We start from the raw sequence: 26,403 nt of genomic DNA, 5'->3' as shown, positions 1-26,403 counted from the left end.
TCAAATCGTATCGATTCTGTATACTACAAGAGAACGATTCTAATGAAGAACTTGCGGAGGTTGACGAAATGTATCAGGTTATGATTTTTTTGCATGTGCTTAGTGCCTTATTACTAGGAGCTTACGTAGTGTTTCCGTTTATTGTGGGACGAGCAGCAAGTCTGTCCGGCGCGGCGCTGCAAGGCTTTGCAGGACTGCTGTCCTCGCTGAACCGTGTGGGACAATTCGCTTTGATTGTCGCTTTCTTATCGGGAGGTGCGATGGTAAGCCAAATCGATCCGATGCCATCCGGTCTGTGGATGGGTGTTGCGGTTGTGCTTCTGCTGATCGTTGGCGCAGTAACCGGTATGATGGGCAGCCGCATCAAGAAAATGGTGAAGAACAGCCAAGCAGGCCAATCGGCATCGGAAGATGCAGGTAAAATCAAATCGTTCTCCTGGATCGCGGCAATCGCAGTCGTGTTGGCGATTCTGATTATGACGAATCCGCAAATTTTATCCTAAGGCCACGCAGTGAAAAGCTCCCGGCCCCACTTCCAAAAGTGGGTCCGGGAGCTTTTTAACGTTCAGGAGAAGTAGTTCTGGAGTTAAAGCATCTGTTAAGTTGGTTGACTGTCGGACGCGGCATCCGTCTCCGTCAACGTGATTTCATCGAGTGTTTTCTCGAAAGAGGCGCTCATATGCTTCAGGAAGTAGTCGACTTCCGGCATGTTCATTTTTTGCAGGGAAGCGAGCACTTGCTGTTTGGCGACGACGAACTCGCGGTTCCCTGTGGACAGCTCGGTCAGGCATTTGATGTATGCCTCAATCAGGTCGGCGGCTTTGACCCAGGTGTATAGCTCCGGCTCCGGCTCTTGAATCAGCTTGCGGTACGTATCCCGGATGGCCGGTGGAATCGTCTGCAAGAGGCGCTCGGCGGCGACATCTTCAATTTCCCGGAAATTGCGCAGGATTTCCTTGTTGTTGTGTTTCACAGGCTGCGGAATGTCGCCGGTCAGCACTTCGGAAGCGTCGTGGAACAAGGCAATCGAAACGACGCGGTCGGTCGGCACTTGCTTGCCGTAGACCTCATTGGCAATCGTACACAGCATGTGGGCGATGGAGGCGACGTAGAACGAGTGCTCTGCGACATTCTCGCGGCGCATGTTCCACATGAGGCTCCAGCGGTCAATATATTTGAGACGGTATAAGTAGGCAAAAAAATGATGATTCATCGGTTCCTCCTAAAGCATCTGCAAAAGATTATCCTAACAGATATATCACTTAGGCGAATCGATGTCAACTTGCGCGTCTACGGCTACAGCTTCATGTCCTGCGCATCCTTCCGGTAACTGCCTGGCGTGGTGCCGGTAATTTTCTTGAAAATCCGGATAAAGCTATTGACGGACGTATATCGCAGCTTATCGGTCACCGCTTGAATCGAATTGGCCGAATCGCTGAGCAGCTCTTTGGCAATGTTCACCCGCAGTTGAATGACATAATCGACGAAGTTCATGCCCATGATTTTTTTGAAAGTGCGGCTGAGCTGCGAGCTGCTGAGGCCGACAAGGTCCGCGCACAATTGCAGGGATATGTCCTGATCGTAATGATTCCGAATAAAGGTGACGACTTGTTCGATTTGCAGCCGTTCCAGGGAGGACTTCTCCGGATGGGAGGCCATCAAGTTGTCAAAGAAACGGGTATGGAAGAAGCGCTCGATCTCTTGCAAATTTCGCTGCCGATCCAGCTCGACGGTCAACGCCTTCATATTCATCGTCTCTGTGTCGCTGTGGAAGTCTTTTCCGACAGCGTGCATCATGGCGCCGAGCAGTTGCGAGCAGTAGGCTTTCACGACCTCGGAAGTCAGCGAGCTGTCATCTTTCAGCAGTTGAATGATTTGCGCGAACAACTCCTGCGCTTCGCCGTACTGGGCGCTTTGCAGTGAATGCAAAATGAGGGTCTCAACTTCAACCAGGGCATCGGCTTGATCGGAGACGGAAGGGTCCAGCTCACCGCCAATGATAACTTGATTGGTACCGAGCGAGAAGCTGTACCGGAGCGCATGCTTGGCTTGCTGGAACACGTCATGGATGCCTTGCAGGCCGCGCTCCGAATAATCGGCAGAGATGACGATATTCAGTTTTAAATAAGAACGAACGGCATCCAGCAGCTCGGTTGCATCGGCCCGGGACTGCTGCGGGGAAGCTGATGGCGGCTGATACACAATGGCAAAAAGACCGGGCTGAATCATCAGGCTGCGTGTGATGCCTTTCGCATTTAACACCTCTTGGGCGATATTCTCGATCGCATAGTACAGCAGGAATTGGTCGTTTCGCGAGTAGTGCGCCTGCAGGTAGACAGCATCCGTTTCCAGCAGAAGCAAGCAGACCGGCAGATCTTGAAACGTATCCTGATGCAGGGTCGTGTCGCTGGATGTACCGACTAAGAGACTCATCAAGCTATATTGCTCGGCATGGGAGTGATACTGGCTGACCGTTTTTTGCAAACGATCGTTGCGCGCTTCCATGTGTTGGATATGTTCGGTAATGTAAACGATCTCATCTTTGCTGTCGGCAACAGCTTTCTGCTTGAACACCCGCTGCGTCAGCTTGTGAACAGGGAGATAAATACGCTTGGACGTGCGAATGGCAATGAGAACCGCAAGCAGAATAAACGCGATGCTGACGCTGAATAAAAGATTGCGCAGCAGATTCGTCTCTTTCTTCACCAGTGCGATTGGCAGAATGGACACATAGTACCAGTCCCGATTGGCGGAATAGACCGAATTGACAAGCGAGGCTTTGCCGTCGATCGGCAGGGTGAAGCGGTAATTCGCCATGTTTTTGCCTTTCATGAGCTCCTCGCGAAAATGCGGAAAATCGACGACGGTCCCCACCTTGGACGGAACGGAATGCATCACAGCGTTGCCGGAAGCGTTGATCACCAAATACGTTGCGGGGTCGCTTACGTTGGCTTTCAGCTTGGCGCTTAACGAAGCAGCGTCCAAGTAAACAATAAAAAAGCTGTTCACAACATTCGAACCGGCAATCGTCGTGGGTCTGATGTACGTAATGACCGGGCGCTCCAAGCGCGAATTGAGGTGCGTACGTGTATCGATCCAGCTGCCGTATCGGGTTAACGAACGGGAGCTTTGCAGCGCGGCTGGATCCATAAATTCGTCGGGCTGCAGCAGCAGACCGCTGGAGGTCACGATTTTTTGATACGGTGTACTGTAAAAATCAATTTCCACGACATTTTCCATGCCGCTTCTTAAATTGGTCAAAACGGTGTAGAGATCGTTGACAAGGCCGAAATTGCGGTAGGTCAAATCCTCATTCGTGAATCGGCTGAGCGAGGAGTTATCGTAGGTGTATTGCAGCATTAGCTCGTCAAACTTTTTGAATTGATTGTTCATTTCTTTCTCGACTTGATTCAGGAAGACCTGGTGCATCTGGTCGGTCTGATCACTGAGAATCCGGTTGCTGATGAGGGAGGAGGAAATCGCCACTATGGCAACAGGAATGCTGGACAAAAGGATGAGTGAAATCAGCAGCCGGTTTTGGAGTTTCCAGCCCGGCGTTTTCGTTTCGAGGAAATGCTTGAGTCGGCGCCATGCATGCGTATCCATGTTCGATCTCCTTCGCGGGTAGTAGTTCGCATCCTATTGGCTTCAGTATATCACAACGAGAAAGCTTTCTTGTGCGATTGGCCGCACACACTTTTTACAAGGCGGGGCGCCGGCTGCAAAAAAAGTGTATCCGCCCGTTTAAGCCTGTGTATTCCCTGTGAATACGCGGCTTTGTCATGCGCTTTTTTTGCGTAAAAATGGTTGATTGCCGTGCGGCTAACCTCTGCCTATGATGAGTGGCAAGGGGGTGACAACAGATGACAATGAGGAGAGGGGCACTGTACAGCTTATGGAAAGGCAAGCGGAAAGACGAGGGGTAACGTGGCGGAGGCGTATCGTAAAAGAAAGGTATTTGTGGCTCATGGCTTTACCGGGCATCGTTTATTTCTTAATCTATAAGTATGTCCCGATGCTGGGCATCGTCATTGCGTTTCAGAAGTACATTCCGTCCAAAGGCTTTCTGGGGAGCGAATGGGTCGGGCTGGACAATTTCAGCCGCATTTTTGATTCGCCGGAAATCGGCCGATATTTCATGAATACGGTAATCATTAGCTTTTATCAAATTGTATTCGCTTTCACGGTGCCGATTCTCATTGCGATTCTGCTCAATGAGCTGAAGTTTGCGTTTTTCAAAAAAATCGTGCAAACCTTTCTGTACTTGCCGCATTTCCTGTCGTGGGTCGTCGTGGCGGGGATCTTCTATCTGCTCTTTCAAAGCGATGGGCAAGTGAATCATTTGCTGGTGGACTGGGGATTGCAGCCGATCAACATTCTGTCTAATGAGCATAATTTTCGGGCGATGCTGGTGCTGCAGGTGATCTGGAAGGAATCCGGCTGGGGCACGATTATTTATTTGGCCGCACTCACCGGTATCGATCCCGAGCTTTACGAGGCTGCACGAATGGACGGCGCAGGCCGGCTGAGGCAAATCTATCATGTGACCCTGCCGGGCATTCGTTCAACGATTATTATCTTATTTATCCTGCGGTTGGGTACGGTGCTCGATGTCGGATTTGAGCAGGTGTACCTTATGCTGAATGCAAGCGTGTCCGAAGTGGGGGAAGTGCTGGATACGTACGTGTACCGCATGGGCGTTGTTAACGGCAATTTCAGCTTTACGACAGCAGTAGGGCTGCTTAAAGGGCTTGTCGGTATGATTTTGATTGTGGCGGCTAATCGGCTGGCGCGGTCGTTCGGCGAGAAAGGCGTGTATTAAGACCATATCATAGGCGAAAGGTTGATCTTGACCATGAAAAGCATGAAGAAAGTCCTTACAGCAGCAACCGGTGTAACGATGATAAGCTTGCTGCTCGCAGCTTGCGGCAGCGATCCGGCGCCGCAGCAGACGGACGGCGGTACCTCGCCATCGGCGTCAGCTTCGCAGCCTGCGCAGAAAGCGGATAAAAAGTATAAAATTCGTGCGATGAATATTTTGTACGGGGCCGCGCCGCCGGACAACAGTACAGGTAAGAAGGCGATTGAGGATCGCTATAATATCGAATTCGACTATTTGCCTGTCGCTTCCGGCGAGTATAACAACAAGATGGGCGTCACGCTCGCCTCCGGCGATATTCCGGATACCGTGCTGTTCCCTTATCTCGATGCGGTTTATTTTAACGCGATTGGCAGCGATCAGTTTCTTCCATTGGAGAGCTATTTGGCGGACAGCGCGAAATATCCGAATTTGGCCAAATTGCCAAAGGACGTGATGAATACGCTCAAATATAAAGGCCATATTTACGGTATCCCACGCCTTCGGGGCATTCCTGGGGCAACGCTTGTCATGCGCAAGGATTGGCTCGATAAGCTGGGGCTCCAGGTGCCGACGACATACGATGAGCTGTATGCGGTCATGAAAGCGTTTAAAGAAAAAGATCCGGACGGCAACGGCAAAGAGGATACGTACGGACTGGCGGCCGGCGTCAACAGCGCAGCAGGCGTCAACGGCGCATACCCGTTCGTAGGGCTTATGGCGAGCATGAAAGCGGGACCTAGCGTTGGCTGGGTCGAAGACGGCAAAGGCGGCATTGTGCCGGGCGAGTTTGCACCGAACAATAAAACGGCCGTCGGCTACTTGGCAAAGCTGTACAAAGACGGGCTGATTGCGAAGGATTTTGCCATTAAAAAGGACCAACAGGTCGAGGACGATTTCCTGCTGGGCAAAGCGGGCGTTGTCGCGAGCTGGGGCTACACAAGCTTTACGCCGGAACGGCTTGCCAAAGCGCGAGCCGCCAATCCGAAGTTTGAGCTGATCGCGGTTCCGCCGCTCAAGGCACCGGACGGCTCCGAGGGTGGTTACGTCAAGAGCAGCGGCTATTTCGGGGTGTTTGCGCTGAACAAAGAGCTGCAGAAGGATCCCGGGAAGCTCGATAAGATGCTGCACATGTTGGACGATCAGATCGGGGATGCGGGTGCGGATTTCTTCAAATGGGGCGTCGATGGCGTTCATTATAAAACCGAGAATGGCAAGAAGGTCGTTACCGATCTTGGTACAACCGAAGGACCGAACAAATATCAGCTGACGAATCATGCCAATGAAGGCGAATGGATTCTGAGCGCTTCGGATACGCCGGAAACGACAAAGCTGAAGCAGGACTCCTTCGCCAAAGCGCTGCAAGGCAAAGCCTATTCGCCGCAGGATGTGGGCTTGTACTCCAAGACGTATGCGGAAAAAGGTGCAGAGCTGTACAAATTTACCGTGGACGGCGTTGTGAAAATTATCGTCGGTGATAAGCCTGTCGATTATCTGGATCAAATATTCGAGGAGTGGAAGGCGCGTGGCGGCAAGGATGCCTTGACCGAAATGACGGAAGCCTGGAAGGCACGGCAATGAGAACGCACAGCTTGTCCAACCGTCTGATGGATATCGCGATTGTTATTGTGCTCGCGCTGCTGACGCTCATGTGCCTGCTGCCGATTATCAACGTGATCGCGATGTCGTTCGCTTCGTTAAATGAGATCGTCTCGGGCAAGTTCATCCTGTGGCCCAAACAGATGGACATGAAGGCTTATCATTACATTTTCAACACAGGTGTGTTCTTCTCGTCGCTTCGCAACACAGTGTGGATTACCGTGGTAGGTACTTTGGTCAATTTGACTGTCACTGCCTTGCTCGCTTATGTGTGTTCCCGGCAGCGTTTCAGCGGACGCAGGGCGCTTCTCTTCATGGTGTTGTTCTCGATGCTGTTCAGCGGCGGGATGATACCGACCTATTTGGTTGTCAAAGCAACCGGTTTGATGAACTCGTTATGGGCGCTCGTTATTCCGACGGCCGTCTCGGCGTTTAACCTGCTCGTGATGCGCGAGTTTTTCGAATCGATTCATGAAAGTATTATTGAATCGGCGACGATTGATGGCTGCAACGATCTGGGCATTTTCATGAAAATTGTGCTGCCGCTATCCGTTCCATCGCTGGCTACGTTTACGTTGTTTTACGCGGTCAGCAACTGGAACCAATATTTTTCCGCGATTTTGTATTTAAACAAATCGTCGCTCTGGCCCTTGCAGATTTTGCTGCGGCAGGTTGTCCTCGTCGGGCAGAGCGACATCTATTCGCAGCTCAGTGCAGGGGAGGCGCTTCCTCTTCCGGTATCCACACAAATGGCGACGGTTGTGCTGGCTTCGGCACCGATCGTGGTGCTGTATCCTTTTTTGCAGAGATATTTCGTGAAAGGGCTGTCTTTAGGCGCAGTGAAGGGATGATGGTTCTTAAACTTTACAAATTGAATGTTAAAAGGAGGGATGTAACGTGAGAAAAATTTGGTTAAGTCTCTTGTCGCTCACGCTTGTTGTATCCATGCTGGTGGGGATGCTTGTTATCGAAGCGGGAACGGCGGAAGCCGCAACCGTAAACACGCCGTATAAGACAACAATGGGGCCGCTCACGACGATGACTTGGGGAGGCGGGGACGCCAGACCCGGATTTGCGACGGCGAACGGCTACTTATATGCGGTGTGGGGACGGGGCAACGCCTTCAAGCTGCGCAAGGCTACGTCGTATGCCGGACTCGAAACGGCCGCGGAAACGACGGTTACGGGGATGGACCCGGACGATTGGGTCGTCGGACTGTATTACGATAACGCGACAAGCACCTTCTATGTCACCGCGCATGTGGAGTATGACTATTTCCTCGGCAGCGTGGCGGCACACCATTACCGGAAAATTAAAATGTACAAATCGACGAATGGCCTCGCCAGTGTGACTAAAGTCGGTGATATTATTACGAGCGATAACTCGGACATTCACGGGTATGTCGATTACACAGGGAATTACTATGATTTTGGCGCAGGCGACCATAATTTCTATGTGGATGAAGCCGGTGGGTATGCATATATCTTCTATGTGCATGCCTGGGCGGATTTGCGATCTCCGGCCTTTGCGCAAGGCATGTTCAAGAGCGAGCGGGTGGCGAGATGCCCGATCAATCAGCTCGGCGATCCGACGTGCTGGCGGAACTTTTATCTAGGCAATTGGAATGAACTGGGCCGCGGGGGGTATGCTTCAGACCTGGTTAATGGCTCAAACGGTTATGTGTTCTACAGCTCCGTCATAGGCAAGTACCTTATGATGTATAACAACACGATTGCTTCGGCAACTTCGTTGACGCTGCAGGATTGGACGCCACTGTACACGAACACGGATTTATCCTGGTTTTATTACGCTTCGGCGCTGGATATGGATACGTTCAGTCCGTATATTATCGGCAGCAATGCGATTTATTTGGAGCTGACGCGAAGGAGATCCGCACCGCTTACGGTGACGAATACGACAACGACGCGAACAGTGATAGACCCGACTTATCCGGCTGAATCGGTGCCTGACAATAGTCCGGGCTGGGACTGGAGCTTCACCGGTACGCCGGCTCCGAAGCCGACGACCTACATTATTTCGTATCAATGGCCGTATCAGACACATACGCCGGGCATCGGCTTCTATTCGGACTACACCGTACCTTATTCCGTGAATTACGGCTTCGGCATGCGGATGACGTCAACGGCGGTCAACGACTATGTGAACCTGAACATCAATGTGCCGACAGCGGGGACGTATCATTTGTACAGTTACAACGCGACAGGCCCGGCAGCCGGTGACTTCCAGCTTAGTATTGACGGGGTAAATCAAGGCAGTCCCGTTTCGCTTTATGAAGCGGCGCCGGCTCACCCCCAGAATGGACTCGGCTATAAGAAAACGGATATGGGTACCGTCACGTTCACGACAGCGGGCAACCATACGTTCAAGTACACGGTTACGGGGAAAAATGCGGCAAGTACCGGCTATCAGCTGTACTTCGACGTCATCAAGCTGGTCCAAACGACGACGACACCGCCGCCGCCGGCTACCTTCAGCGACAATTTTGAATCCGGCACAGCGAGCGGGTGGACGACGACCGGCGGCACCTGGGCTGTGGTGACGGATGGCTCGAAAGTGTATCAGCAAAGTGCTTCTACAGCCACGGATACGCACGCGCTGAACGGGAATGCGGGCTGGACGAATTATGCGGTAAGCAGCAAAGTGAAGGTGGACGCGTTCGATCCCGGCGGCTATGCCGGTGTCGGCCTCGATGCCCGGTACCAGGATGCAAATAATAGCTACAGCTTCCAGTACTATAAACTGACGGGCCAATTGAAGATCCAGAAAGAGATCGGCGGAGTGTTCACGACACTTGCGGTCAAGAGCTACCCGTTTGCGACCGGCACCTGGTACACGTTGAAAGCGGTGCTGAACGGCAGTAATCTGGAATTCTGGGTGAACGGGAATTTGGAATTAACGGCAACCGATACGAGCCTCAGCTCCGGTAAAATCGGACTAAACGCCCATCGCGCCAATGCGAAATTCGACGATGTGATTGTGCAATAGAAGAAGCCTTCGAGCTTGCCGTTGTCGGCAGACTCGAAGGCTTTTTGTTAAGGGGACAGATGGCCGGCAGATGGGAAATTAGAAGTGGTCAACTACCGCTATTTTGTGATGATCAGGTTTTATTTATAAAATAGACGTAGTAAACCACGCTTATGATGTCGATTCGCAGTCAAAATAGCCGCGTTCCGCCTCGTTAGGCGTAGTTTGCCACGCTTATTTCCAAGTAAATCGATGACAACCTAACCTTAATATAGAAGCGGTTTGCTACCTTTATTTCACGCTGAGCGGCACGCGCTCAGCGATCGTGCCTGTGGCCGCGTTGTACACGAGCGGCCGGCCGATCAGCGCTTGCAAGTCGTCAAGCGCGATCGTGACCTGCCCGTGGCTGCGCAGCACGGGCTCCTGCAGCTTCACGCGCGCGTCGCCGCGCGTGGCGGTCCGCGCATTCACCTCAAGGGTGAATGCGGTGTCTCCAAGGCGGAGCTGCAGCGCTCCGCCTTCCACCGCGGCCGTGCCGCCGAGCTGCGCGGCGGCGCTGGCCGCATCGATGCGCAGCGGGCTGTGCCCCGGCTGCGCGACAACCCTGCGCTGGATCGAGCGCACCAGCAGCTCCGGCGTGATGTTCGGGCTGCCTGCGTTGATCCTCGGGATGAGCAGGTGATCGGCGCTGCGCGTCGCCATCTCCGGCGAAATCGTGAAGGCGTAGCGGATGCCCGCCTTCGCCACTTGCGCCGTCGCCGCCGGCGACGTGATGCCGAATGGGTACGCCATCGCGTCGAGCGGACGGTCCGTCAGCGGCGTCAGCTTGCCGACGCACGCCTTCGCGTCCTTGAGCACGTGCTGCTCATGATCGGCTTCACTCTCGCCGCGGTCCAAGCCGATCAGGGCGGCTTCACCGCTGGGCAGCTTATGGTGCATATTGTCCGTATGGCAGCCGATATCAATGAAGTTTGTGTTATGCGTCATTTCGCTGATCTGCTCCTTGGACATGGACGGGATGTAAGAACCGAGCGGATTCGCCAGATCCGTCGTAATGACGAAATTCACCGCGGGTACACGCAGGCTCGTTAGAATCGGATAAGCGGATGTATAGAAGCTTTGATAGCCGTCGTCGAACGTCACGAGCACCGCATTGGACGGCACGGACGCGCCGTTCATATACTGCCTGAATTCATCCAGCGTGATAAAATGAAACCCGCGGCTCAGCAGCGTCTGCAATTGATCCTGCAGCAGCTTGCGGGTGATGGTGCTGGAGCTTGTATCCGTATCGTGAACGTGATGGTACATCAGTACTGCAACCTGGTCTTGGTAATACACATCGCCCGCCTTTTCGGCTTGCAAGGGCGAGAGCAGAAGCGTCATGCCGATCAGGCCGATGAGCGCTGTAAGCAGCAATCTTTTGGACATGTCAGAGAATCTCCTTGTTTGCCTCAGCATATCGGAAAGAGTATCCTTGAAGTGGAATAAGATTCGAACTCTTCTAAAAAGGTATGATATAATCATAGATACGAGGGCAATGAATTTTGTTTCAAATTGAGAGGAGCTAGGAAATCATCATGCAGCATTTCTATCAAAGCGTCTATGATCTGATTGTGGAAACGTCCACGAATTTGCCGGGCGACGTACGCCGCGCCGTGCAGGCTGCGCAGGACAAAGAAGACAAAGGCACGCGTTCCGCGCTGTCGCTGTCCCGAATTGCGGATAACATTCATATGGCGGAGTGCAACGTATCTCCGATTTGCCAGGATACGGGCATGCCAACGTTTATTATACACTGTCCGGTCGGGGCAAACCAAATCATTATGAAAAAGCAGATTCTCGAAGCTGTCGCGAATGCGACGAAAGCGAGCAAGCTGCGCACGAACTCGGTCGATTCCTTGACAGGGGCGAACAGCGGGGACAACCTTGGACCAGGAACACCCGTTGTACACTTCGAGCAGTGGGAACGCGAGGATATTGAAGTGAAACTGATTCTCAAAGGCGGCGGCTGCGAGAACAAAAACATCCAATACAGCCTTCCGGCCGACCTGGAAGGGCTTGGCAAAGCAGGCCGCGATCTCGACGGCATCCGCAAATGCATCATGCACGCGGTCTATCAGGCGCAAGGCCAAGGCTGCTCCGCCGGCTTTATCGGCGTGGGCATCGGCGGCGACCGTACGACCGGCTATGAGCTGGCGAAGCATCAACTGTTCCGCCATGTGGACGATGTGAACCCGCATCCGGAGCTGCGTCAACTGGAAGAGTACGTGATGGAGCACGCAAACACGCTCGGGATCGGCACGATGGGCTTCGGCGGCCAAGTGACCCTGCTCGGCTGCAAAGTCGGCGTGATGAACCGTCTGCCGGCTTCTTTCTTCGTCTCCGTGGCGTACAACTGCTGGGCGTTCCGTCGTCAGGGCGTGATCCTGAATGCGGAAACCGGCGAAATCAACGGCTGGTCCTACCCGCGCGGCACTGAAGTTTCCTTCAAGGATGCGTTCGAAGCCAGCAGTGCGGAAGCGCAAAATCCGGATGAAGAGCCGTGTGAAATCGTCCTGACGACGCCGATCTCCGAAGAGCAGATCCGCAGCTTGAAAGTCGGCGACGTGGTCGTCATCAACGGCACGATGCACACAGGCCGCGACGCGCTGCACAAATATTTGATGGATCACGATGCGCCGCTCGATTTGAACGGGGCTGCGATCTATCACTGCGGTCCGGTGATGAGCAAAGATCAGGCGGGCGAATGGCATGTGAAGGCGGCCGGCCCGACGACGAGCATTCGGGAGGAGCCTTACCAAGGCAACATTATCAAGAAATTCGGGATCCGCGCGGTCATCGGGAAGGGCGGCATGGGTCCGAAGACGCTGGCTGCGCTCAAAGAGCACGGCGGGGTGTACTTGAACGCGATCGGCGGCGCCGCACAATACTACGCACGCTGCTTCAAAAAAGTCGAAGGCGTCGATTTCATGGAATTCGGTATTCCGGAAGCGATGTGGCACCTGAAGACCGAAGGTTTTGCGGCCATTGTGACGATGGATTCACACGGCAACAGCCTGCATGCCGACGTGGAAAAAAATGCATTCGAGAAGCTGTCTCTGCTTAAAGAACCCGTGTTCAAATAAGCGCATCTTTACAAAATAATAACTGGATTATTCCGGATGGAAAGGGTTACTATTTAGAGTAGCCCTTTTTTCTTTATTCATCGTTTAAGGGAGTTAGACAACCATCCGGAGGTTTTCCATTTATGATGACGAAATTTCGAGCGAAGCTCACGTTGATTTTGATTGTACTGATAGGTTGTTCGATGCTGGTTGCGGGCATTTTTATGGCGAAAGTACTGGAGAATTCGCATACCGAATCTTTAAAGCAAAATATGGAGCGCGAGCTCCAGGTCATCGCTGCCACAAACGTTTGGGATCGCACCGGGACCGAAGAGGAACTGGTGTCGTACTACTCATCCCAGGCCATTCGGTTGAAACAGGCGACGAATGAGCGGGTGACGTTCGTGCGCGCAGACGGCAAGGTGCTCGGGGATTCCGACGAGAATCCGACGCACATGGATAATCATTTCACTCGCCCGGAAATCGCTGCAGCAAGGAGCGAGGGGGTCGGATATATGACCCGATTCAGCGATACGCTCCATGTGAATATGCTGTATGCAGCCATCCCGATTAAGGATAAGAATCAACAAATCCTCGGCTACTTGCGCATCTCCATGAGTTTGGCACAGGTGGAGGAAACGATCCGCAGCGTGTGGCTGTTTCTGATCGGCGGCTTGGCGCTGCTGTTCCTGATCGCGGGTATTGTCAGCTATCGGATTGCCAGAGGCATTACGCGTCCGATTGAGCGGATGACGAAGGTGGCGCAGCAGATTACGAATATGAACTATGCGTCGCGCGTTCCCGCCTACAGCAACGACGAGGTTGGCCAACTCGGGCAGGCGATCAACCGGATGTCTGAAAGCCTTCAGGCGCAAATGGCGCGCATTCAAGAGAACGAGCGCAGGTTGAATGGCGTTATGGAAAATATGATGAGCGGCATTATGATGATCGACCGCGACGAGCGGATTACACTGATGAATCCTTCGGCGGAGACGATTCTCGGCTTCTCTTCGCAAGAGCTGCTGGGCAAGCGGTACAATGAGGCGAAGCAGCAGTACGAATTTGCGCAGCTGATTCAGGAATGTATCGAGCTGCAGGACACCATTCGGGATGAAATGATTTTTTATTATCCGGAGGAGCGCATTCTGGACATTCATCTCAGCCCGATTGCGCATGAGGATGAGGAATGGTCGGGCGTGCTGATCGTTATTCACGACATTACCGCCGTGCGGCGGTTGGAGCGGATGCGCAGCGAGTTCGTAGCGAACGTGTCGCATGAGCTGAAGACACCGATTGCGGCCGTTAAAGGCTTTGCGGAAACACTGCTGGCGGGCGCGCTGAACGATAAGGAAACGGCGGTGTCGTTTCTGCAAATTATCTTGGACGAGAGTGAACGGTTGAACCGGTTGATCGGCGATATTTTGGAGCTTTCGAAGATTGAGTCGAAGCGGATTCCGATGAATTTTTCCCCAATATACTTGCCCGAATTTCTGGAAAAATCGCTGAGCGTGCTGCGCAAAGAAGCCGAGAAGAAGCATATTGAGCTGAGCATGCAGGTCGATGACGATATATATATTGAAGCGGACGAGGATCGGCTGCGGCAAATTATGATCAACTTGCTGTCGAACGGCATTGCGTATACGCAGGAGGGCGGCAAGGTGCGTGTTCGCGTTGAACCGCTGGATGCCAACGCGGACGGCGATTACGAACGCTTGCGTCTCATCGTCTCGGATACCGGGATGGGGATTCCGAAGAAGGATTTGCCGCGCATTTTCGAAAGGTTCTACCGTGTGGACAAGGCGCGCTCGCGCAGCTCAGGCGGCACAGGGCTGGGCTTGTCGATTGTCAAGCATTTGGTGGAGCTGCATAAAGGCACGATTCGGGTGCACAGCGAGGTCGGTATCGGCACGAGATTTACGATTGAACTGCCCGTGATTCATTAAAAAAAGACGGATTATCGAGCGGATTTACACGGGGGTAACAATCGCTTTACAATGATTTTACAAACCTGTGGTACACTGGAACTGTGCAATTGTTAATAATCTGTAAATGCGGGGGATCCCATGGCACACAAGATTTTAGTCATTGAAGATGAGCCGACGCTGGCTCGCCTGCTTTCGTATAACCTTTCGCAGGAAGGCTACGACACGAAAGTCATCGACCATGGCGGAGATGGCCTTCAAGAGGCGCTGCAGCAGTCTTATGAGCTGATCATTTTGGACATTATGCTGCCGGGCTTGAACGGGTTTGAGGTGTTGACGAAGCTGCGGCAAAAGGGGAACCGCACGCCGGTCATTATTTTAACGGCGCGCAACGCTGAAGACGAGGTCGTGCAGGGGCTCAAGCATGGCGCAGACGATTATATCACGAAGCCGTTCGGGGTGGCCGAGCTGCTGGCGCGCGTCGCGGCGGTGCTTCGCCGTACGCAATCGGATGATGCGGCGCCAGACATGATGAAGTCGAACGAGAAGGTCATTCAAGCCGGCGAGCTCTATATATATCCGGAAAAATATGAAGTCGTGCTGAACGGCGAGTCGATTCCGCTCCGACCGAAGGAGTTCGAAGTGCTGCTCTATTTGGTGCAGCGCCCTGGCGTCGTCGTGACGCGGGACGATCTGATGAACATCGTCTGGGGCTTCGATTACATCGGCGGGCAGCGGACGGTGGACGTTCACGTAAGCTCGCTGCGTAAGAAGCTGGAAATGAATCAGCAATCGGTGCAGATCGATTCGATTCGCGGGGTCGGCTACAAGCTGATCGCCAGCATGATCAAAAAGTGAAACAGCACAATTGAATAGGATCTCCGCACAATCTGAAATTTCTTTCCATATCGGGTTTCGTATAATTGGAAGAGTAGGTTACATAATGAATGTAGGACTCAATCCAAGAACGTCCCGAGGAGGATTATTATGTCAATAACGTATCGTATCGCAATTATCGGATGTGGCGGCATTGCGAACGGCAAGCATATGCCGAGTCTCAGCAAGCTGAACAATGTGGAAATGGTCGCATTCTGCGACATCGTGCCGGAGCGTGCGCGTGAAGCCGCGGAGAAATACGGCAAAGGCGAAGCGCGTGTCTACGAGGACTATCGCGAGGTGCTGCAAGACGGCTCCATCGACATTGTGCACGTCTGTACGCCGAATGACTCGCATGCGGAGATTACGATTGCTGCGCTGGAAGAGGGCAAGCACGTGATGTCCGAGAAGCCGATGGCGAAAACGTCGGAGGATGCAAGACGCATGGTGGAAGCGGCCAAGCGTACCGGCAAAAAGCTGACGGTTGGCTACAACAACCGATTCCGTAGCGACAGCCAGCACTTGTACAAGTTGTGCCAGGATGGCGAGCTGGGCGAGGTTTATTTTGCGAAGGCGCATGCGATTCGCCGACGCGCAGTTCCGACATGGGGCGTATTCCTCGATGAGGAGAAACAAGGCGGCGGCCCGTTGATCGACATCGGCACCCATGCCCTGGATTTGACGCTCTGGATGATGAACAACTATGAGCCGAAGGTCGTGCTGGGTACGTCGTACCATAAGTTATCGCAGCGCGAGAACGCAGCGAACGCTTGGGGCCCATGGGACCCTAGCAAGTTCACTGTAGAGGATTCCGCATTCGGTATGATAACGATGAAGAATGGCGCGACGATTATTCTGGAATCGAGCTGGGCTTTGAATACGCTGGAAGTCGATGAAGCGAAATGTACGCTTTGCGGAACGGAAGGCGGCGCCGACATGAAGGACGGTCTGCGCATCAACGGCGAGAAGCATAGCCGCTTGTTCACGACGGAAGTAGAGCTGAAGGCCGGCGGCGTTGCATTCTATGATGGGAAGACGGAAAGTCCTTCCGATCTGGAAATGCGTCTATGGATTCAGGCGATCGAAAACGATACCGAGCCAGTGGTAACGCCTGAGCAGGCTTGCGTGGTGTCGGAGATTTTAGAAGCGATTTACGAATCGGCGCGGACGGGACAAGCTGTTTATTTCGACTAATCGAAGTCTATTTCCCGGGCAATTGCCTCTCTCCTGTACACGGTATGGGAGGGAGGCTTTTTTGTATGGGGAAGGAGCGGCAGCCCCCAGATCTACTTCTGCGTCGATTTCCGGTAATCGCCTGGCGTTGAGCCGGTGCGCTGCTTGAATATTTTCGAAAAATGATGTAAATCGGCAAATCCGCAGTACGCGGCAATCGCCTCATGGGAGAGATCTGTGCCTGTCAGCAGCTCTTTGCTATGGTTGATCCGCAAATTCATCAAGTACTGGTGCGGCGGCAGCCCGTAACGTTGTTTGAATATAGCGCTGAATCGGGACACGGACAAATTCGCCCGGTTTGCCATATCCCGGATCGAGATCGGCTCGCTCAGGTAGTTGGATAAATAGGAAGTCATCCAGTTCAGCGACGGCGTTTTGGCAACTGCTCTGTGATAGGGCTCTAGCAAAGCCATCAGAATGTCCAGCATCTGATGCTGAATGCGCAGCTGGGCAAGCGCGTCAGACAAGTGCGTGATTTCGATCGCTTGCAGCATCGCTTCTTTCACGTGCGTCGGGTTCAGGGGCTGCACATGAACCGGCACCTGGATGCCGAACAGCTCAAGCAGATCCGGCTGCATGAGATGCTGATAGGCAGACAGGTCGATCTGGCCGGGGCGTGTGGGAAAACTGTTTTCGCGGTCAGAGTTGTAGGCCAGATCAAAATGCAGATACGGGGTCACGGTAGCGGTCAGCCCTTCCAGGGAGAGCAGGCGGTTCGGCTGAACCAGGCAAAATTGCCCCGGCGTGAACAAATAAGGCACGTCATCTATCCAGAACCGACAGGTGCCTTCCTGAATGTAGACGAGCAAATAATCCAGCAGCCTGCGTTTGGGATAGTTCCAGGGTTTTCTTACGGCAAAATCGGATTCGCGTATGTAAGGAACGATCGGGCTTAAAGCCTGGGGGAACTGCGTGGGGCCGGGAGGTAATGACATGGCGGAGCGACTCCCTTCTGCTGGGAATTGGTCAGGATCAGCTTCCATTGTAGCTGCGACGGGGAGGAAAATCCAGTTGTTTTTGACAATCATTCAGTGAGGTTTGACAAAGATTGTTATCGCTCTCACCGCTATACTCATAATAGAAATCGACAAATAATGAGGTGTTAAGAGATGAGCAATCAAGAAAAGTTGTCAGAACGAGAATTACCGGAATTGGCAGACCCTTATGCGCTATCGGAGGAGCAAGTGGCCACTTATCAGCGGGATGGGCACATTGTACTGCGCGGCGTAGCGAGCCCGGCTGTGATTGAGATGTATGAGCCGATTATTACGCGATGGGTGCAGCAGCTGAACAATCAGGACAAACCGCTGGATCAGCGTGACACGTACGGGAAAGCGTTCATTCAGATTTCGAATTTGTGGGAAAAAAGCGAGGAGATCCGCCGTTTTGTTTTTGCGAAGCGCTTTGCTCGCATCGCCGCGGAGCTGTTGGGCGTGGAGGGCGTGCGCATGTATCATGATCAAGCGCTGTACAAAGAGCCGCAAGGCGGGCACACGCCGTGGCATCAGGATCAGATCTATTGGCCGCTCGATACGGACAAAACGATCACGATGTGGATGCCGCTGGTACCTATTCCGGAGGAAGTCGGCTCGATGACGTTTGCCTCGGAGTCGCAGCTCATAGGCTATATCAACAAGATGGTCATCTCGGATGAGTCCCATCGTACGCTCGCCGGCTACATCGAGGGCAAAGGCTTTGCAACGGTGTCGCATGGCGCCATGGCTGCCGGGGATGCAACGTTCCATGCGGCTGGACACTGCACAGCGCGCCGGGCAATCCCACGGATGCGATGCGCAAGGTGATGACCGTCATTTACTTCGCTGACGGCACGAAAGTTGCAGAGCCGGACAGCCGGGCGCGCGAAAATGATTTGAACAGCTGGCTGCCTGGCCTGAAGCCGGGGGACCTGGCCGCTTCGCCGCAGAACCCGCTGCTGTACAGCCGGGTGGAGGAGTAAGCTCCAGCTTAGTCGCGGCGAGGGATCTCCAAAAAAGCGTTAGGCCTAACAAAAAGTCCGGACAGCTACTGTCCGAACTTTCGTCTCTCCCACCTTTTTTCTTGTAACCATTGATAGAACCAGATTGCAACCGTCAACCAACAACCGCTTGCCAGGAAACCTCCAAGAACATCTGTCGGATAGTGGACACCGAGATAAATGCGACTGACACCAATGAGCAGAACCATCAAGCTACTAAGCACAACCAGCGTGATGCGGCTTGAACTCGTCTTGATATGGCGCCAAAGTAAAAACGCCAAAACGCCATACAAACTAAATGCAGTCATAGAATGTCCACTTGGATAACTGAAGCCATTTGCTTCAATGATGCGGTGAATCATGGGTCTGGATCTATGGTAGGCTGTTTTAAGCACAGTGTTAATTAGAGCCGATCCAATCACAACGGCAATGAGTAAGGTCAACTCCACCCGGTGGTGGAGCACGAAATATAGAAATAGAATCGCAAGGATCGTGATAATGCCTACGGGAATGCCGCCACCTATAAACGTGAATACCTTCATCATACAGGTGATCATGGGTGACTCGTGCCCTTGTATAGACGTTATGATCGCTTCATCGAAATAGTTGATGTGTTTCTCAGATATGATAACTCCGATTAAGCCAAATCCAGTTGCACAAACGATGCTTAAAACGAGTGCAAACGCAAGTCGAAATTTAAATTTTATGGGCTGGGAGCTTCCTTCAAGACTTGGATAGTCATGGTTTTGAAGGTTTTTTTTCATGCGAATAACCTTCTTTGGCGAACTAGAAGTTTAACGACTGCTAGGCTAAGTAAAACACCAGCTGCAGTTGCAACAACCATTCTTGGATGATCTAGATGATGCGCAAGAAGATCCCAGACGATTCCGAGCTTTTGACCTAGAAAAACAAGGATTAGAATCCAGGATAAAGCGCCGATCGTTGAAATCGTCATAAATTTAATCGGCCGCATTCGGGTTGCCCCAGCGATAAAAGGAGCGGCATGACGGAACCCTGTAATATAAAATCCAATGAGTAGAATGAAGGAGCCATGCTTGGTGAAACGGGCTGCCCACCCCTCAAGTTTACGTTCTGTCAGGCCGATCCACTTCGTGATCCGGCTGATACGACGAATTCCAATCTTTCTGCCCAACATATAATTAAACATCATTCCAGCACTAGCACCAAGCCAAGCGATACCGATCAGTGCAGCGAACTGCATATGCCCTTTTGTAACGATATAGCCTGCTCCCAGCAGGATCATTTCAATGGGAAAAGGTAGTCCTACGATGCCTAAGAAGAGCAACAGGAACATTCCTGCATAACCGTAATGAGTCAACATTGTGATGAAGTGAAGATGATGCATGTTTTCTCACCTGCCTTACCGTTATGTTATCACAAGAAGGAGAAGAGTTCATGAGAGTAGGATGAGAAACAGAATGGACAGGAGTAGTGTTACCAAATCTGTCAATGAACATCCACCGGTACAGACATAGATCGTGCTGCAATCATCGGATTTTCTTGATGGTGGTCACGAATGAGTTGAATGGTAGAAAATGTGCTATAAAAAGTCGCCCATGAACCTGTCCGGCCGAGCGCGGAAATTATATATTTAGGTTGTAACTAAGATTGACAAGGGGAACCTTACAATATATAGTATTGGCACAAGTTTACTTCGGGGAGGTTTCAAATGAGGGTCCTTCAATCGCTTCGGTCACGGAAATATTTGCAGCGGATTGTGCTGAGCTTCATGCTGGTTGTCGTTATCCTCGTGGTCACGTCGGTCGTCCAATATTTCAATGCCCAAAGCAAAGTAATCAGCATGCAGAATGACGCGGACCGCAAGCTGCTGACCCAGATCAATTATAACATCGAGAACATGAATGGCATCGTCAAGGATTTGGCCATTTCTTTATTTAACGAGGATGATATGATCGCATTAAAATCCGGGACCGATTTCGAGCAGAGCATCCTGAAGCTGGATAAGCTGAACCGGCTTGTTGCGACATCCCCGTATCTCCATTCGATTGTCTTTTATAATTCCAAGCAAGGTCGCTATTATTCCTCCCTTAATCATGATCTCGATAACAATCAGTTGTACGCCGCCATTAGCCATTATGTGGAGTCACATGAAACGGTGCCCAAGCTGCAGTTGATTCCTATGGAGCTGGATGGAAAGGAGGATAGCTTTGACGTGTTTTCCTTCTTTGTCTACGATGGCCCCTCCGTCAACTCGGTTAGCGGGAATTTTCTTGTTCTCAATATTAAGCCGACCTGGATGCTTCACAATCTGGAAGCGCTTAATGCGCTGGCGGAGCGGGAGAATGATGTGATCTTTGTAACGGACAGCGAAGGCAAGGTGCTTATATCCAATGACCGAATGCTCCCAAAACAGATGGATATCAAGAATTCCCTGCTTCAGCGCATTACCTCCTCGGGCAAAATGCTGGATAATTTCACCTATAGTCATGAGGATAAAAAATATAAGGTGACGTACCTTACCCGGGGCTTGAATGATTGGCAGATTATTAGCCTCCAGGATTACGACCGGATGATGAGCAACGTACGGCAGTTGAAATGGACGGCGGCTGCAGTCACATTTTCTGTCGTACTGATGACGGTGCTGATCTCCATCTATTTTTCCATCCGGCTCTACCGGCCTGTAGGCCATCTGCTGACATTAATCAGACGCGATGGGTTCCAAGAAACGAACCAGCCCCGGGACGAGCTGTCTGTTATTGCCTCAAGTTACTCGGAGATTATGGACAAGCTGAAGGACCTGGAGAAGGACCAGGCAGTCCAAATCAATATCGCCAAGGTATACCAACTGCGGAGCCTGATCACGGCGAGTCAAAGTATATCCGAACAGGAATTCTTACAAAGCAGAGAGCAGTACGACATCGATATCGAACCGCAAGGAAGCCTGGTTGTTGCCCTGGTGCGGATCGACAACCTGCGCGATGTCTCCAGCCGGACTGCTGACACGGCCATGTCGCTGCTTTATTTTGCTATTTCGAACATCGGGCAGGAACTGCTGCGCCGCCGCTATAGCTGTGAAGCTGCTGATATGAAGAGCGACCATCTGGTTTTTGTCATCAGTAAGAGCGGGGGGATGGGGCTTGACGGGCTGCATGAGGTATTCCGGGACATGCAGGGGACCGTCCGCAATTATTACCACATTACTTTTTCCGTTACGCTGAGCAGCGTCTTTGACTCTTACCGGGACATCACGGCCCATTATTCGCAGGATCTACGGCATGCCAATTACCGGATGATCGTGGGCAAGCAGGCAATTATTGATCCCGATAGAGTAAAAAATAACGAAGAGTGCGGGCAATTTCACATCCCTCAGGAGCTGGAACGCCAACTGACAGATGGTATAAAAAGTGGCGACAGGGAAAGCATTAACGATGTTGTGCTGAAGTGGATGGAGCTTGTCCGCACGTTCAGTTTTGAGAATATGTTTTCCGCTCTGCTGCACATGGTAGTGACGCTTAACAATACGCTCAGTGAAATGAACCATAACAAGCTTAATCCGGTTTCCGTCAATTTGCAGGCCATCAACCGGCGTATCCTGGAAATGGAAACTCTGGAGGAAATCCATGAAGTACTGATGGATGCGATCGGTGAAGTATTTGATAAGCGTCAAAGCGGACGCGACGAGAAGTCACGGCTGATCGCCGATACGATTAAAGAGATTGTAGAGAAGCACTATTCCGACCCGGACCTGAACGTGCAGAAGATTGCAGACATGCTGCGGATGAGTCATACTTATCTTGGTCAGGTTTTCAAGGAGCAGGAGGGCGCAACCGTGGTGGACTTCATTAACCGGACCCGACTGGCCCAGGCGAAAATCTATCTGGAATACCAGGATTTGACCGTGACGGAGATCATGGAGAAAGTGGGCTTCGGCAATGAAAGTTATTTTTACCGGCTGTTCAAGCGGCAGTATGGCACAACCCCCAAGGAGTACCGGCTGAAGTCGGCCATCAATCGTAATTCCTGAAGCAGCCCAGCGTTCACATTTCTCGAACCTTTTTCCTGCTCAAAACCTTTGTACAGTCCAAGCCTTCCGTTCTATGAACGGAGGGCTTTTTTACATGTCAGCGAGCTTATCTTTGGCGGGAAAGGCCTTCGGCTTCAGCAAAATGGAATATGTACAGGTGTTTTTACAGAAATCTTGCGTATGTACAGTAGCGTTTCTCCCATCCTTCCCCTATTGTTAGACCTGCAAGGCGGTAGCAAGCATATCGGACAGGAGGAGCTAATTAATGCTGAGTAAAGAGAATTCCGCTATGAGCGGGGAAACGAGCCAAGCCGCTTTATCCGGAGCGCTCAGCCGGAAGCCCAAAGCTAAATCCTTTGTAGGAAGAGAACTGCATCATTTCTGGAGAAACCGGGAGCTGTTTCTTTTATCCCTGCCGGGTGTCGTGTACAAACTGATTTTCGCGTACCTTCCCATGGTCGGGTTAATCATCGCTTTCAAAAAATACAGGTACGATAAAGGAATATTCGGAAGCGATTGGGCGGGACTGGATAACTTCAAATACTTGTTCACCGGGGATGCAGCCTGGCGCATCACCCGCAACACGGTCCTATACAATGCCGCTTATATGATATTGACGACCTGTATCGCGCTCTTATTTGCTGTTTTGTTGAATGAAATCCGGGCCAAATGGACGAAATTCTATCAGACTTCGCTGTTTTTGCCTCATTTTCTCTCGTGGGTGTTGGTCGGATATATCGCGTATGCGTTCCTGAATCATTCTGAAGGCTTTCTGAACGGGATGCTGGCTTCCTTCGGGGTGGATCCGATCAGTTGGTATCAAAGACCGGGAGTCTGGCCCTTTATTCTGGTCATCTTTCATATTTGGAAAGCGGTCGGCTTCTCCACGCTGATTTACTTTGCGGGAATTATGGGCATTAACAGCGAGTATTACGAAGCCGCTAAGATTGACGGCGCAACCAAAAGACAGATGGCCGTAAGCATTACCATCCCTCTCTTGTCGCCGCTGGTCATCATCATGTTGATCCTGTCCATTGGCGGCATGTTCCGGGGAGATTTCGGTCTGCACTATTTCATTCCGAATAATTCCGGCTTCATCTATGGGACCACGGATGTCATCGACACCTATGTCTACCGTTCGCTTCGCGAGCTGGGCAATGTAGGGATGTCCGCCGCCACCGGATTATACCAGTCCGTTGTGGGCCTGGTGCTGGTGCTTCTCGCTAACGGCATCGTCAAAAAAATCAACCCGGATCACTCTTTATGGTAAGTAAAATTGAGGGTCCCCGCCAAAGTAATCGGAATAAGCTTCAGAGCATAGGCGTCACTTTGGTGGGAGTACTGAAAGGAGGCCTTGTATGAAAACCAAATTCGAACCGTATCAGGGTCTTATCCATCTGGTGTTTATCATCATTTCCATCCTGATGGTGCTGCCCTTTGTGTTAGTTGTCATTATTTCGGTGACGAGTGAAGCCAGTATTCTCAAGAACGGTTACCGGTTTATCCCGGAATCTTTTAGCCTGGATGCGTACCGATATGTTCTTGAGACTCCGGAAATTATCCTTCAAGCCTACGGCATCACGGCTTTCATCACAGTAGTCGGCACCTTGTCCGGTCTGTTCGTGACGGCTATGACCGCTTATGTCATCTCCAGGAAGGATTACCGCTATAACCGGATTACCACTTTTTATGTCTTTTTCACCATGCTGTTCAGCGGGGGGCTCGTTCCGGTCTACATTCTCATCACGCAGTATCTGCATATGAAGGATACGCTGTTTGCCCTTATTCTCCCTGTGCTGCTCTCACCTTTTAATATTATGGTTATGAAAGGTTTTATGTCCAAGATTCCGCAGGAGATTATTGAATCTGCCAAAATGGACGGTGCCAAAGAATTCCGGATTTTCTTTACGATCATCATTCCGCTCTCCAAACCGGCTTTGGCTACGATGGGTCTGCTCATTTCATTCACCTATTGGAATGAATGGTTCAATGCGATGCTGTATATCGACAATCAGAAGCTGGTTCCGCTGCAGCTCCTCTTGGTACGGATTTTGAACAGTATGGAGTACTTGACCTCCAATTCGGAGTTTTCCAGTCAGATGGGGATTAACTTGTCGGAATTTCCGAATAACTCCGCCCGGATGGCGATTGCGGTTTTGGCCGGGGGGCCTATGCTGGTCATCTTCCCGTTTTTCCAAAGATTTTTTGTAAAAGGCTTAACGGTTGGCTCCCTTAAGGGTTAACATAGAACATAACGAGAATTTCAGGAGGTCATGCAGAATGAAAAAATGGATAAAGACATCTCTGGCACTATCGCTAGTCGCTACGGTCATCGCCGGTTGTGGAAAAGACGGTGGCGGTTCAACCGCTGCAGGAAGCGCATCACCTTCGGGCAGCGCGTCTGCGACGGCAGCAAACCAAAAGCTGACTCCGGTCGAGCTCACCTGGTATTACCCATTGTCCCAGATGCAGCCGGATCAACAGACGGTAGAGCAAGAAGTCAACAAGATCACCAAGGAAAAACTGAATGCGACGGTAAAGATGATGCCGGTGCCGATCAGCGACTATCCTCAAAAAATGAACACCATTCTGGCCGCAGGCGAGAAGTTCGATATTCTCTGGACCGGCTATCTGCTTAAGCAGGAGGAACTGGTACGGAAGGGCGCCATTCAACCCCTGGATGATTTGCTGGCGAAGAACGCACCTAACTTGAAGAAGGATGTACCGCAAGTCATGTGGGACGGACTGAGCATCGACGGCAAAATTTACGGCATCCCCAACCAGCAGATTAACGGAAACCGCCTCGGCTTCCTCATTCAAAAGCGATTTGCGGACAAATACAAGCTAGATACGGCTTCGATCAAAAAGATTACGGATATCGAGCCGTTCCTGGAGCAGATCAAGCAAAACGAGAAGGATATCATTCCGTTCGGCAGTACATTCAGCAGCGCGGTGACCGGCTTGAACAGCGAGATGTTCTGGGTTGTGCCTGGGCTCGACGATCACTTCTATATCAAAAAGGGAGATAACAGCTACAAGCTCTACCGCTACCCGCAAGAGGATCTTGACAATTTCAGACTGGCCAGCAAATGGTACAAGGCCGGCTATATCTTTAAAGATGCGGCAACGGCCAAGATGGCTGATTATGAAACAAAGGGACAAATGGCCGTTCAATTCAACAATGTCCTGAAGCCGGGCGTCGAAGCGGAAGTGAAGGCGAAAAACGGCGGCAATGATATCATTTCCATTCCGGTAACCGACTGGTTCTCTAACGGCTATTCCGCCACGACCAACCAGGCGATCAGCAGAACGTCCCAGAATCCGGACCGGGCTATGATGCTGCTTGATCTGGTCAACTCCGACAAAACGCTGTACAACCTGATTGCCAACGGCATTGAGGGTGTCCACTACGACAAGCTATCCGACAATGTAGTGAAAGCGAAGGCGGATTCCCGCTACAAACCGAATATGGATTGGGTATTCGGCAGCGTGTTCAACTCCTATCTGAAGGAAGGCCAACCGGCCAACATCTGGGAGGAGACTAAGAAAATCAACGCTACCAAGAACGTAAATCCGATCGGCGACTTTAAATTCAATTCCGAGCCGGTCATCACGGAAATCGCCAATCTGAACGCGGTATGGGGCGAATATAAGAAGGGTCTTACGACAGGTACCCTTGATTTTGACGCAACGTGGCCGGCTTTGTACGACAGACTGAAGAAAGCGGGCGAAGACAAGTACGTGGCAGAGGTTACCAAGCAGTTTAACGAGTACCTGACGAAAAAGGGACTGGTGAAGTAAGCGGTTGTGCAGTTGGGATGGCGGCCGTTTATGAAAGGATAGCC

General features: G+C 51.7%; 21 protein-coding genes. 15 read left to right on the top strand and 6 right to left on the bottom strand.

Annotated elements, in window-relative coordinates; all coding sequences use genetic code 11:
• Positions 1-128: 128 nt before the first annotated feature.
• Complete coding sequence (locus EJQ19_RS12715; RefSeq protein ID WP_126141602.1) at positions 129-503, top strand: hypothetical protein; 375 nt, start codon at positions 129-131, stop codon at positions 501-503.
• A gap of 95 nt (positions 504-598) precedes the next feature.
• On the opposite strand, the gene yfbR is transcribed toward EJQ19_RS12715, so the two are convergent.
• Entirely contained in the window at positions 599-1,213 is a 615-nt protein-coding gene (gene yfbR / locus EJQ19_RS12710) for a 5'-deoxynucleotidase (RefSeq protein ID WP_126141601.1), read from the bottom strand.
• 83 nt (positions 1,214-1,296) lie between these two features.
• The gene (locus EJQ19_RS12705) at positions 1,297-3,606 is read right to left on the bottom strand and encodes an AraC family transcriptional regulator (RefSeq protein ID WP_126141600.1); all 2,310 of its coding nucleotides are present in this window, start codon (positions 3,604-3,606) and stop codon (positions 1,297-1,299) included.
• Positions 3,607-3,895: 289 nt separating this feature from the next.
• On the opposite strand from EJQ19_RS12705, the gene EJQ19_RS12700 reads away from it, so the two are divergent.
• The 4 genes from EJQ19_RS12700 to EJQ19_RS12685 are packed head-to-tail and all read left to right on the top strand — an operon-like array spanning position 3,896 to position 9,463.
• A complete protein-coding gene (locus EJQ19_RS12700; RefSeq protein WP_126141599.1) occupies positions 3,896-4,822 on the top strand; it encodes an ABC transporter permease in 927 nt (308 codons plus the stop codon).
• A 33-nt stretch (positions 4,823-4,855) separates the two neighbouring features.
• On the top strand, positions 4,856-6,439 hold the full coding sequence (locus tag EJQ19_RS12695) for an extracellular solute-binding protein (protein WP_126141598.1): 1,584 nt from the start codon (positions 4,856-4,858) through the stop codon (positions 6,437-6,439).
• On the top strand, positions 6,436-7,308 hold the full coding sequence (locus EJQ19_RS12690) for a carbohydrate ABC transporter permease (RefSeq protein ID WP_126141597.1): 873 nt from the start codon (positions 6,436-6,438) through the stop codon (positions 7,306-7,308). Before EJQ19_RS12695 ends, EJQ19_RS12690 begins: the two co-directional genes overlap by 4 nt.
• 46 nt (positions 7,309-7,354) lie before the next feature.
• Complete coding sequence (locus tag EJQ19_RS12685; protein WP_126141596.1) at positions 7,355-9,463, top strand: 3-keto-alpha-glucoside-1,2-lyase-like domain-containing protein; 2,109 nt, start codon at positions 7,355-7,357, stop codon at positions 9,461-9,463.
• A 270-nt stretch (positions 9,464-9,733) separates the two neighbouring features.
• On the opposite strand, the gene EJQ19_RS12680 is transcribed toward EJQ19_RS12685, so the two are convergent.
• Positions 9,734-10,870 (bottom strand): polysaccharide deacetylase family protein, encoded by a 1,137-nt coding sequence (locus EJQ19_RS12680; RefSeq protein WP_126141595.1) that lies wholly within the window; start codon positions 10,868-10,870, stop codon positions 9,734-9,736.
• Between the two features lie 149 nt (positions 10,871-11,019).
• Here EJQ19_RS12680 and EJQ19_RS12675 point away from each other — a divergent pair, with 149 nt between their 5' ends.
• The 4 genes from EJQ19_RS12675 to EJQ19_RS12660 all read left to right on the top strand — a co-directional run bounded on the left by EJQ19_RS12675 (position 11,020) and on the right by EJQ19_RS12660 (position 16,538).
• Positions 11,020-12,567, top strand: coding sequence for a fumarate hydratase (locus tag EJQ19_RS12675; RefSeq protein ID WP_126141594.1), 1,548 nt, complete (start codon positions 11,020-11,022; stop codon positions 12,565-12,567).
• A 125-nt stretch (positions 12,568-12,692) separates the two neighbouring features.
• Positions 12,693-14,489 (top strand): two-component system histidine kinase PnpS, encoded by a 1,797-nt coding sequence (pnpS, locus tag EJQ19_RS12670; protein WP_126141764.1) that lies wholly within the window; start codon positions 12,693-12,695, stop codon positions 14,487-14,489.
• Positions 14,490-14,609: 120 nt separating this feature from the next.
• On the top strand, positions 14,610-15,326 hold the full coding sequence (locus EJQ19_RS12665; protein WP_126141593.1) for a response regulator transcription factor: 717 nt from the start codon (positions 14,610-14,612) through the stop codon (positions 15,324-15,326).
• Between the two features lie 129 nt (positions 15,327-15,455).
• A complete protein-coding gene (locus EJQ19_RS12660; RefSeq protein ID WP_126141592.1) occupies positions 15,456-16,538 on the top strand; it encodes a Gfo/Idh/MocA family protein in 1,083 nt (360 codons plus the stop codon).
• Positions 16,539-16,630: 92 nt separating this feature from the next.
• On the opposite strand, the gene EJQ19_RS12655 is transcribed toward EJQ19_RS12660, so the two are convergent.
• Positions 16,631-17,512, bottom strand: coding sequence for an AraC family transcriptional regulator (locus EJQ19_RS12655; RefSeq protein WP_126141591.1), 882 nt, complete (start codon positions 17,510-17,512; stop codon positions 16,631-16,633).
• Positions 17,513-17,686: 174 nt separating this feature from the next.
• On the opposite strand from EJQ19_RS12655, the gene EJQ19_RS12650 reads away from it, so the two are divergent.
• On the top strand, positions 17,687-18,379 hold the full coding sequence (locus EJQ19_RS12650) for a phytanoyl-CoA dioxygenase family protein (protein ID WP_241242876.1): 693 nt from the start codon (positions 17,687-17,689) through the stop codon (positions 18,377-18,379).
• A complete protein-coding gene (locus EJQ19_RS32520; protein WP_241242875.1) occupies positions 18,376-18,534 on the top strand; it encodes a hypothetical protein in 159 nt (52 codons plus the stop codon). Before EJQ19_RS12650 ends, EJQ19_RS32520 begins: the two co-directional genes overlap by 4 nt.
• 65 nt (positions 18,535-18,599) lie before the next feature.
• Here EJQ19_RS32520 and EJQ19_RS12645 read toward each other — a convergent pair whose 3' ends face one another.
• Positions 18,600-19,316: a phosphatase PAP2 family protein gene (locus EJQ19_RS12645; protein ID WP_126141590.1), complete on the bottom strand. Its 717-nt coding sequence runs from the start codon at positions 19,314-19,316 to the stop codon at positions 18,600-18,602.
• Entirely contained in the window at positions 19,313-19,918 is a 606-nt protein-coding gene (locus EJQ19_RS12640) for a DedA family protein (protein WP_126141589.1), read from the bottom strand. The genes EJQ19_RS12645 and EJQ19_RS12640 overlap by 4 nt, the downstream gene beginning before the upstream one ends.
• Before the next feature lie 324 nt (positions 19,919-20,242).
• Between EJQ19_RS12640 and EJQ19_RS12635 the strand changes: the two genes are divergently transcribed.
• The 4 genes from EJQ19_RS12635 to EJQ19_RS12620 all read left to right on the top strand — a co-directional run bounded on the left by EJQ19_RS12635 (position 20,243) and on the right by EJQ19_RS12620 (position 26,359).
• A complete protein-coding gene (locus EJQ19_RS12635) occupies positions 20,243-22,558 on the top strand; it encodes a helix-turn-helix domain-containing protein (protein ID WP_126141588.1) in 2,316 nt (771 codons plus the stop codon).
• 289 nt (positions 22,559-22,847) lie between these two features.
• Positions 22,848-23,828: an ABC transporter permease gene (locus tag EJQ19_RS12630; RefSeq protein ID WP_420901678.1), complete on the top strand. Its 981-nt coding sequence runs from the start codon at positions 22,848-22,850 to the stop codon at positions 23,826-23,828.
• 88 nt (positions 23,829-23,916) lie between these two features.
• Entirely contained in the window at positions 23,917-24,801 is an 885-nt protein-coding gene (locus EJQ19_RS12625; protein WP_126141586.1) for a carbohydrate ABC transporter permease, read from the top strand.
• Between the two features lie 37 nt (positions 24,802-24,838).
• A complete protein-coding gene (locus tag EJQ19_RS12620) occupies positions 24,839-26,359 on the top strand; it encodes an ABC transporter substrate-binding protein (RefSeq protein WP_126141585.1) in 1,521 nt (506 codons plus the stop codon).
• Positions 26,360-26,403 lie beyond the last annotated feature (44 nt).

The organism is Paenibacillus whitsoniae, from assembly GCF_003955665.1.
In the GTDB taxonomy this organism is placed as follows: domain Bacteria; phylum Bacillota; class Bacilli; order Paenibacillales; family NBRC-103111; genus Paenibacillus_E; species Paenibacillus_E whitsoniae.
This window is presented reverse-complemented; position numbering and strand designations above follow the sequence as displayed.

Bases quoted from the DNA above. Each gene is read 5' to 3' on its own strand.
- yfbR (WP_126141601.1), bottom strand. From the start codon at position 1,213: ATGAATCATCATTTTTTTGCCTACTTATACCGTCTCAAATATATTGAC.
- EJQ19_RS12705 (WP_126141600.1), bottom strand. From the start codon at position 3,606: ATGGATACGCATGCATGGCGCCGACTCAAGCATTTCCTCGAAACGAAA.
- EJQ19_RS12700 (WP_126141599.1), top strand. From the start codon at position 3,896: ATGGAAAGGCAAGCGGAAAGACGAGGGGTAACGTGGCGGAGGCGTATC.
- EJQ19_RS12695 (WP_126141598.1), top strand. From the start codon at position 4,856: ATGAAAAGCATGAAGAAAGTCCTTACAGCAGCAACCGGTGTAACGATG.
- EJQ19_RS12690 (WP_126141597.1), top strand. From the start codon at position 6,436: ATGAGAACGCACAGCTTGTCCAACCGTCTGATGGATATCGCGATTGTT.
- EJQ19_RS12680 (WP_126141595.1), bottom strand. From the start codon at position 10,870: ATGTCCAAAAGATTGCTGCTTACAGCGCTCATCGGCCTGATCGGCATG.
- EJQ19_RS12675 (WP_126141594.1), top strand. From the start codon at position 11,020: ATGCAGCATTTCTATCAAAGCGTCTATGATCTGATTGTGGAAACGTCC.
- pnpS (WP_126141764.1), top strand. From the start codon at position 12,693: ATGACGAAATTTCGAGCGAAGCTCACGTTGATTTTGATTGTACTGATA.
- EJQ19_RS12665 (WP_126141593.1), top strand. From the start codon at position 14,610: ATGGCACACAAGATTTTAGTCATTGAAGATGAGCCGACGCTGGCTCGC.
- EJQ19_RS12660 (WP_126141592.1), top strand. From the start codon at position 15,456: ATGTCAATAACGTATCGTATCGCAATTATCGGATGTGGCGGCATTGCG.
- EJQ19_RS12655 (WP_126141591.1), bottom strand. From the start codon at position 17,512: ATGTCATTACCTCCCGGCCCCACGCAGTTCCCCCAGGCTTTAAGCCCG.
- EJQ19_RS12650 (WP_241242876.1), top strand. From the start codon at position 17,687: ATGAGCAATCAAGAAAAGTTGTCAGAACGAGAATTACCGGAATTGGCA.
- EJQ19_RS12645 (WP_126141590.1), bottom strand. From the start codon at position 19,316: ATGAAAAAAAACCTTCAAAACCATGACTATCCAAGTCTTGAAGGAAGC.
- EJQ19_RS12640 (WP_126141589.1), bottom strand. From the start codon at position 19,918: ATGCATCATCTTCACTTCATCACAATGTTGACTCATTACGGTTATGCA.
- EJQ19_RS12635 (WP_126141588.1), top strand. From the start codon at position 20,243: ATGAGGGTCCTTCAATCGCTTCGGTCACGGAAATATTTGCAGCGGATT.
- EJQ19_RS12630 (WP_420901678.1), top strand. From the start codon at position 22,848: ATGAGCGGGGAAACGAGCCAAGCCGCTTTATCCGGAGCGCTCAGCCGG.
- EJQ19_RS12625 (WP_126141586.1), top strand. From the start codon at position 23,917: ATGAAAACCAAATTCGAACCGTATCAGGGTCTTATCCATCTGGTGTTT.
- EJQ19_RS12620 (WP_126141585.1), top strand. From the start codon at position 24,839: ATGAAAAAATGGATAAAGACATCTCTGGCACTATCGCTAGTCGCTACG.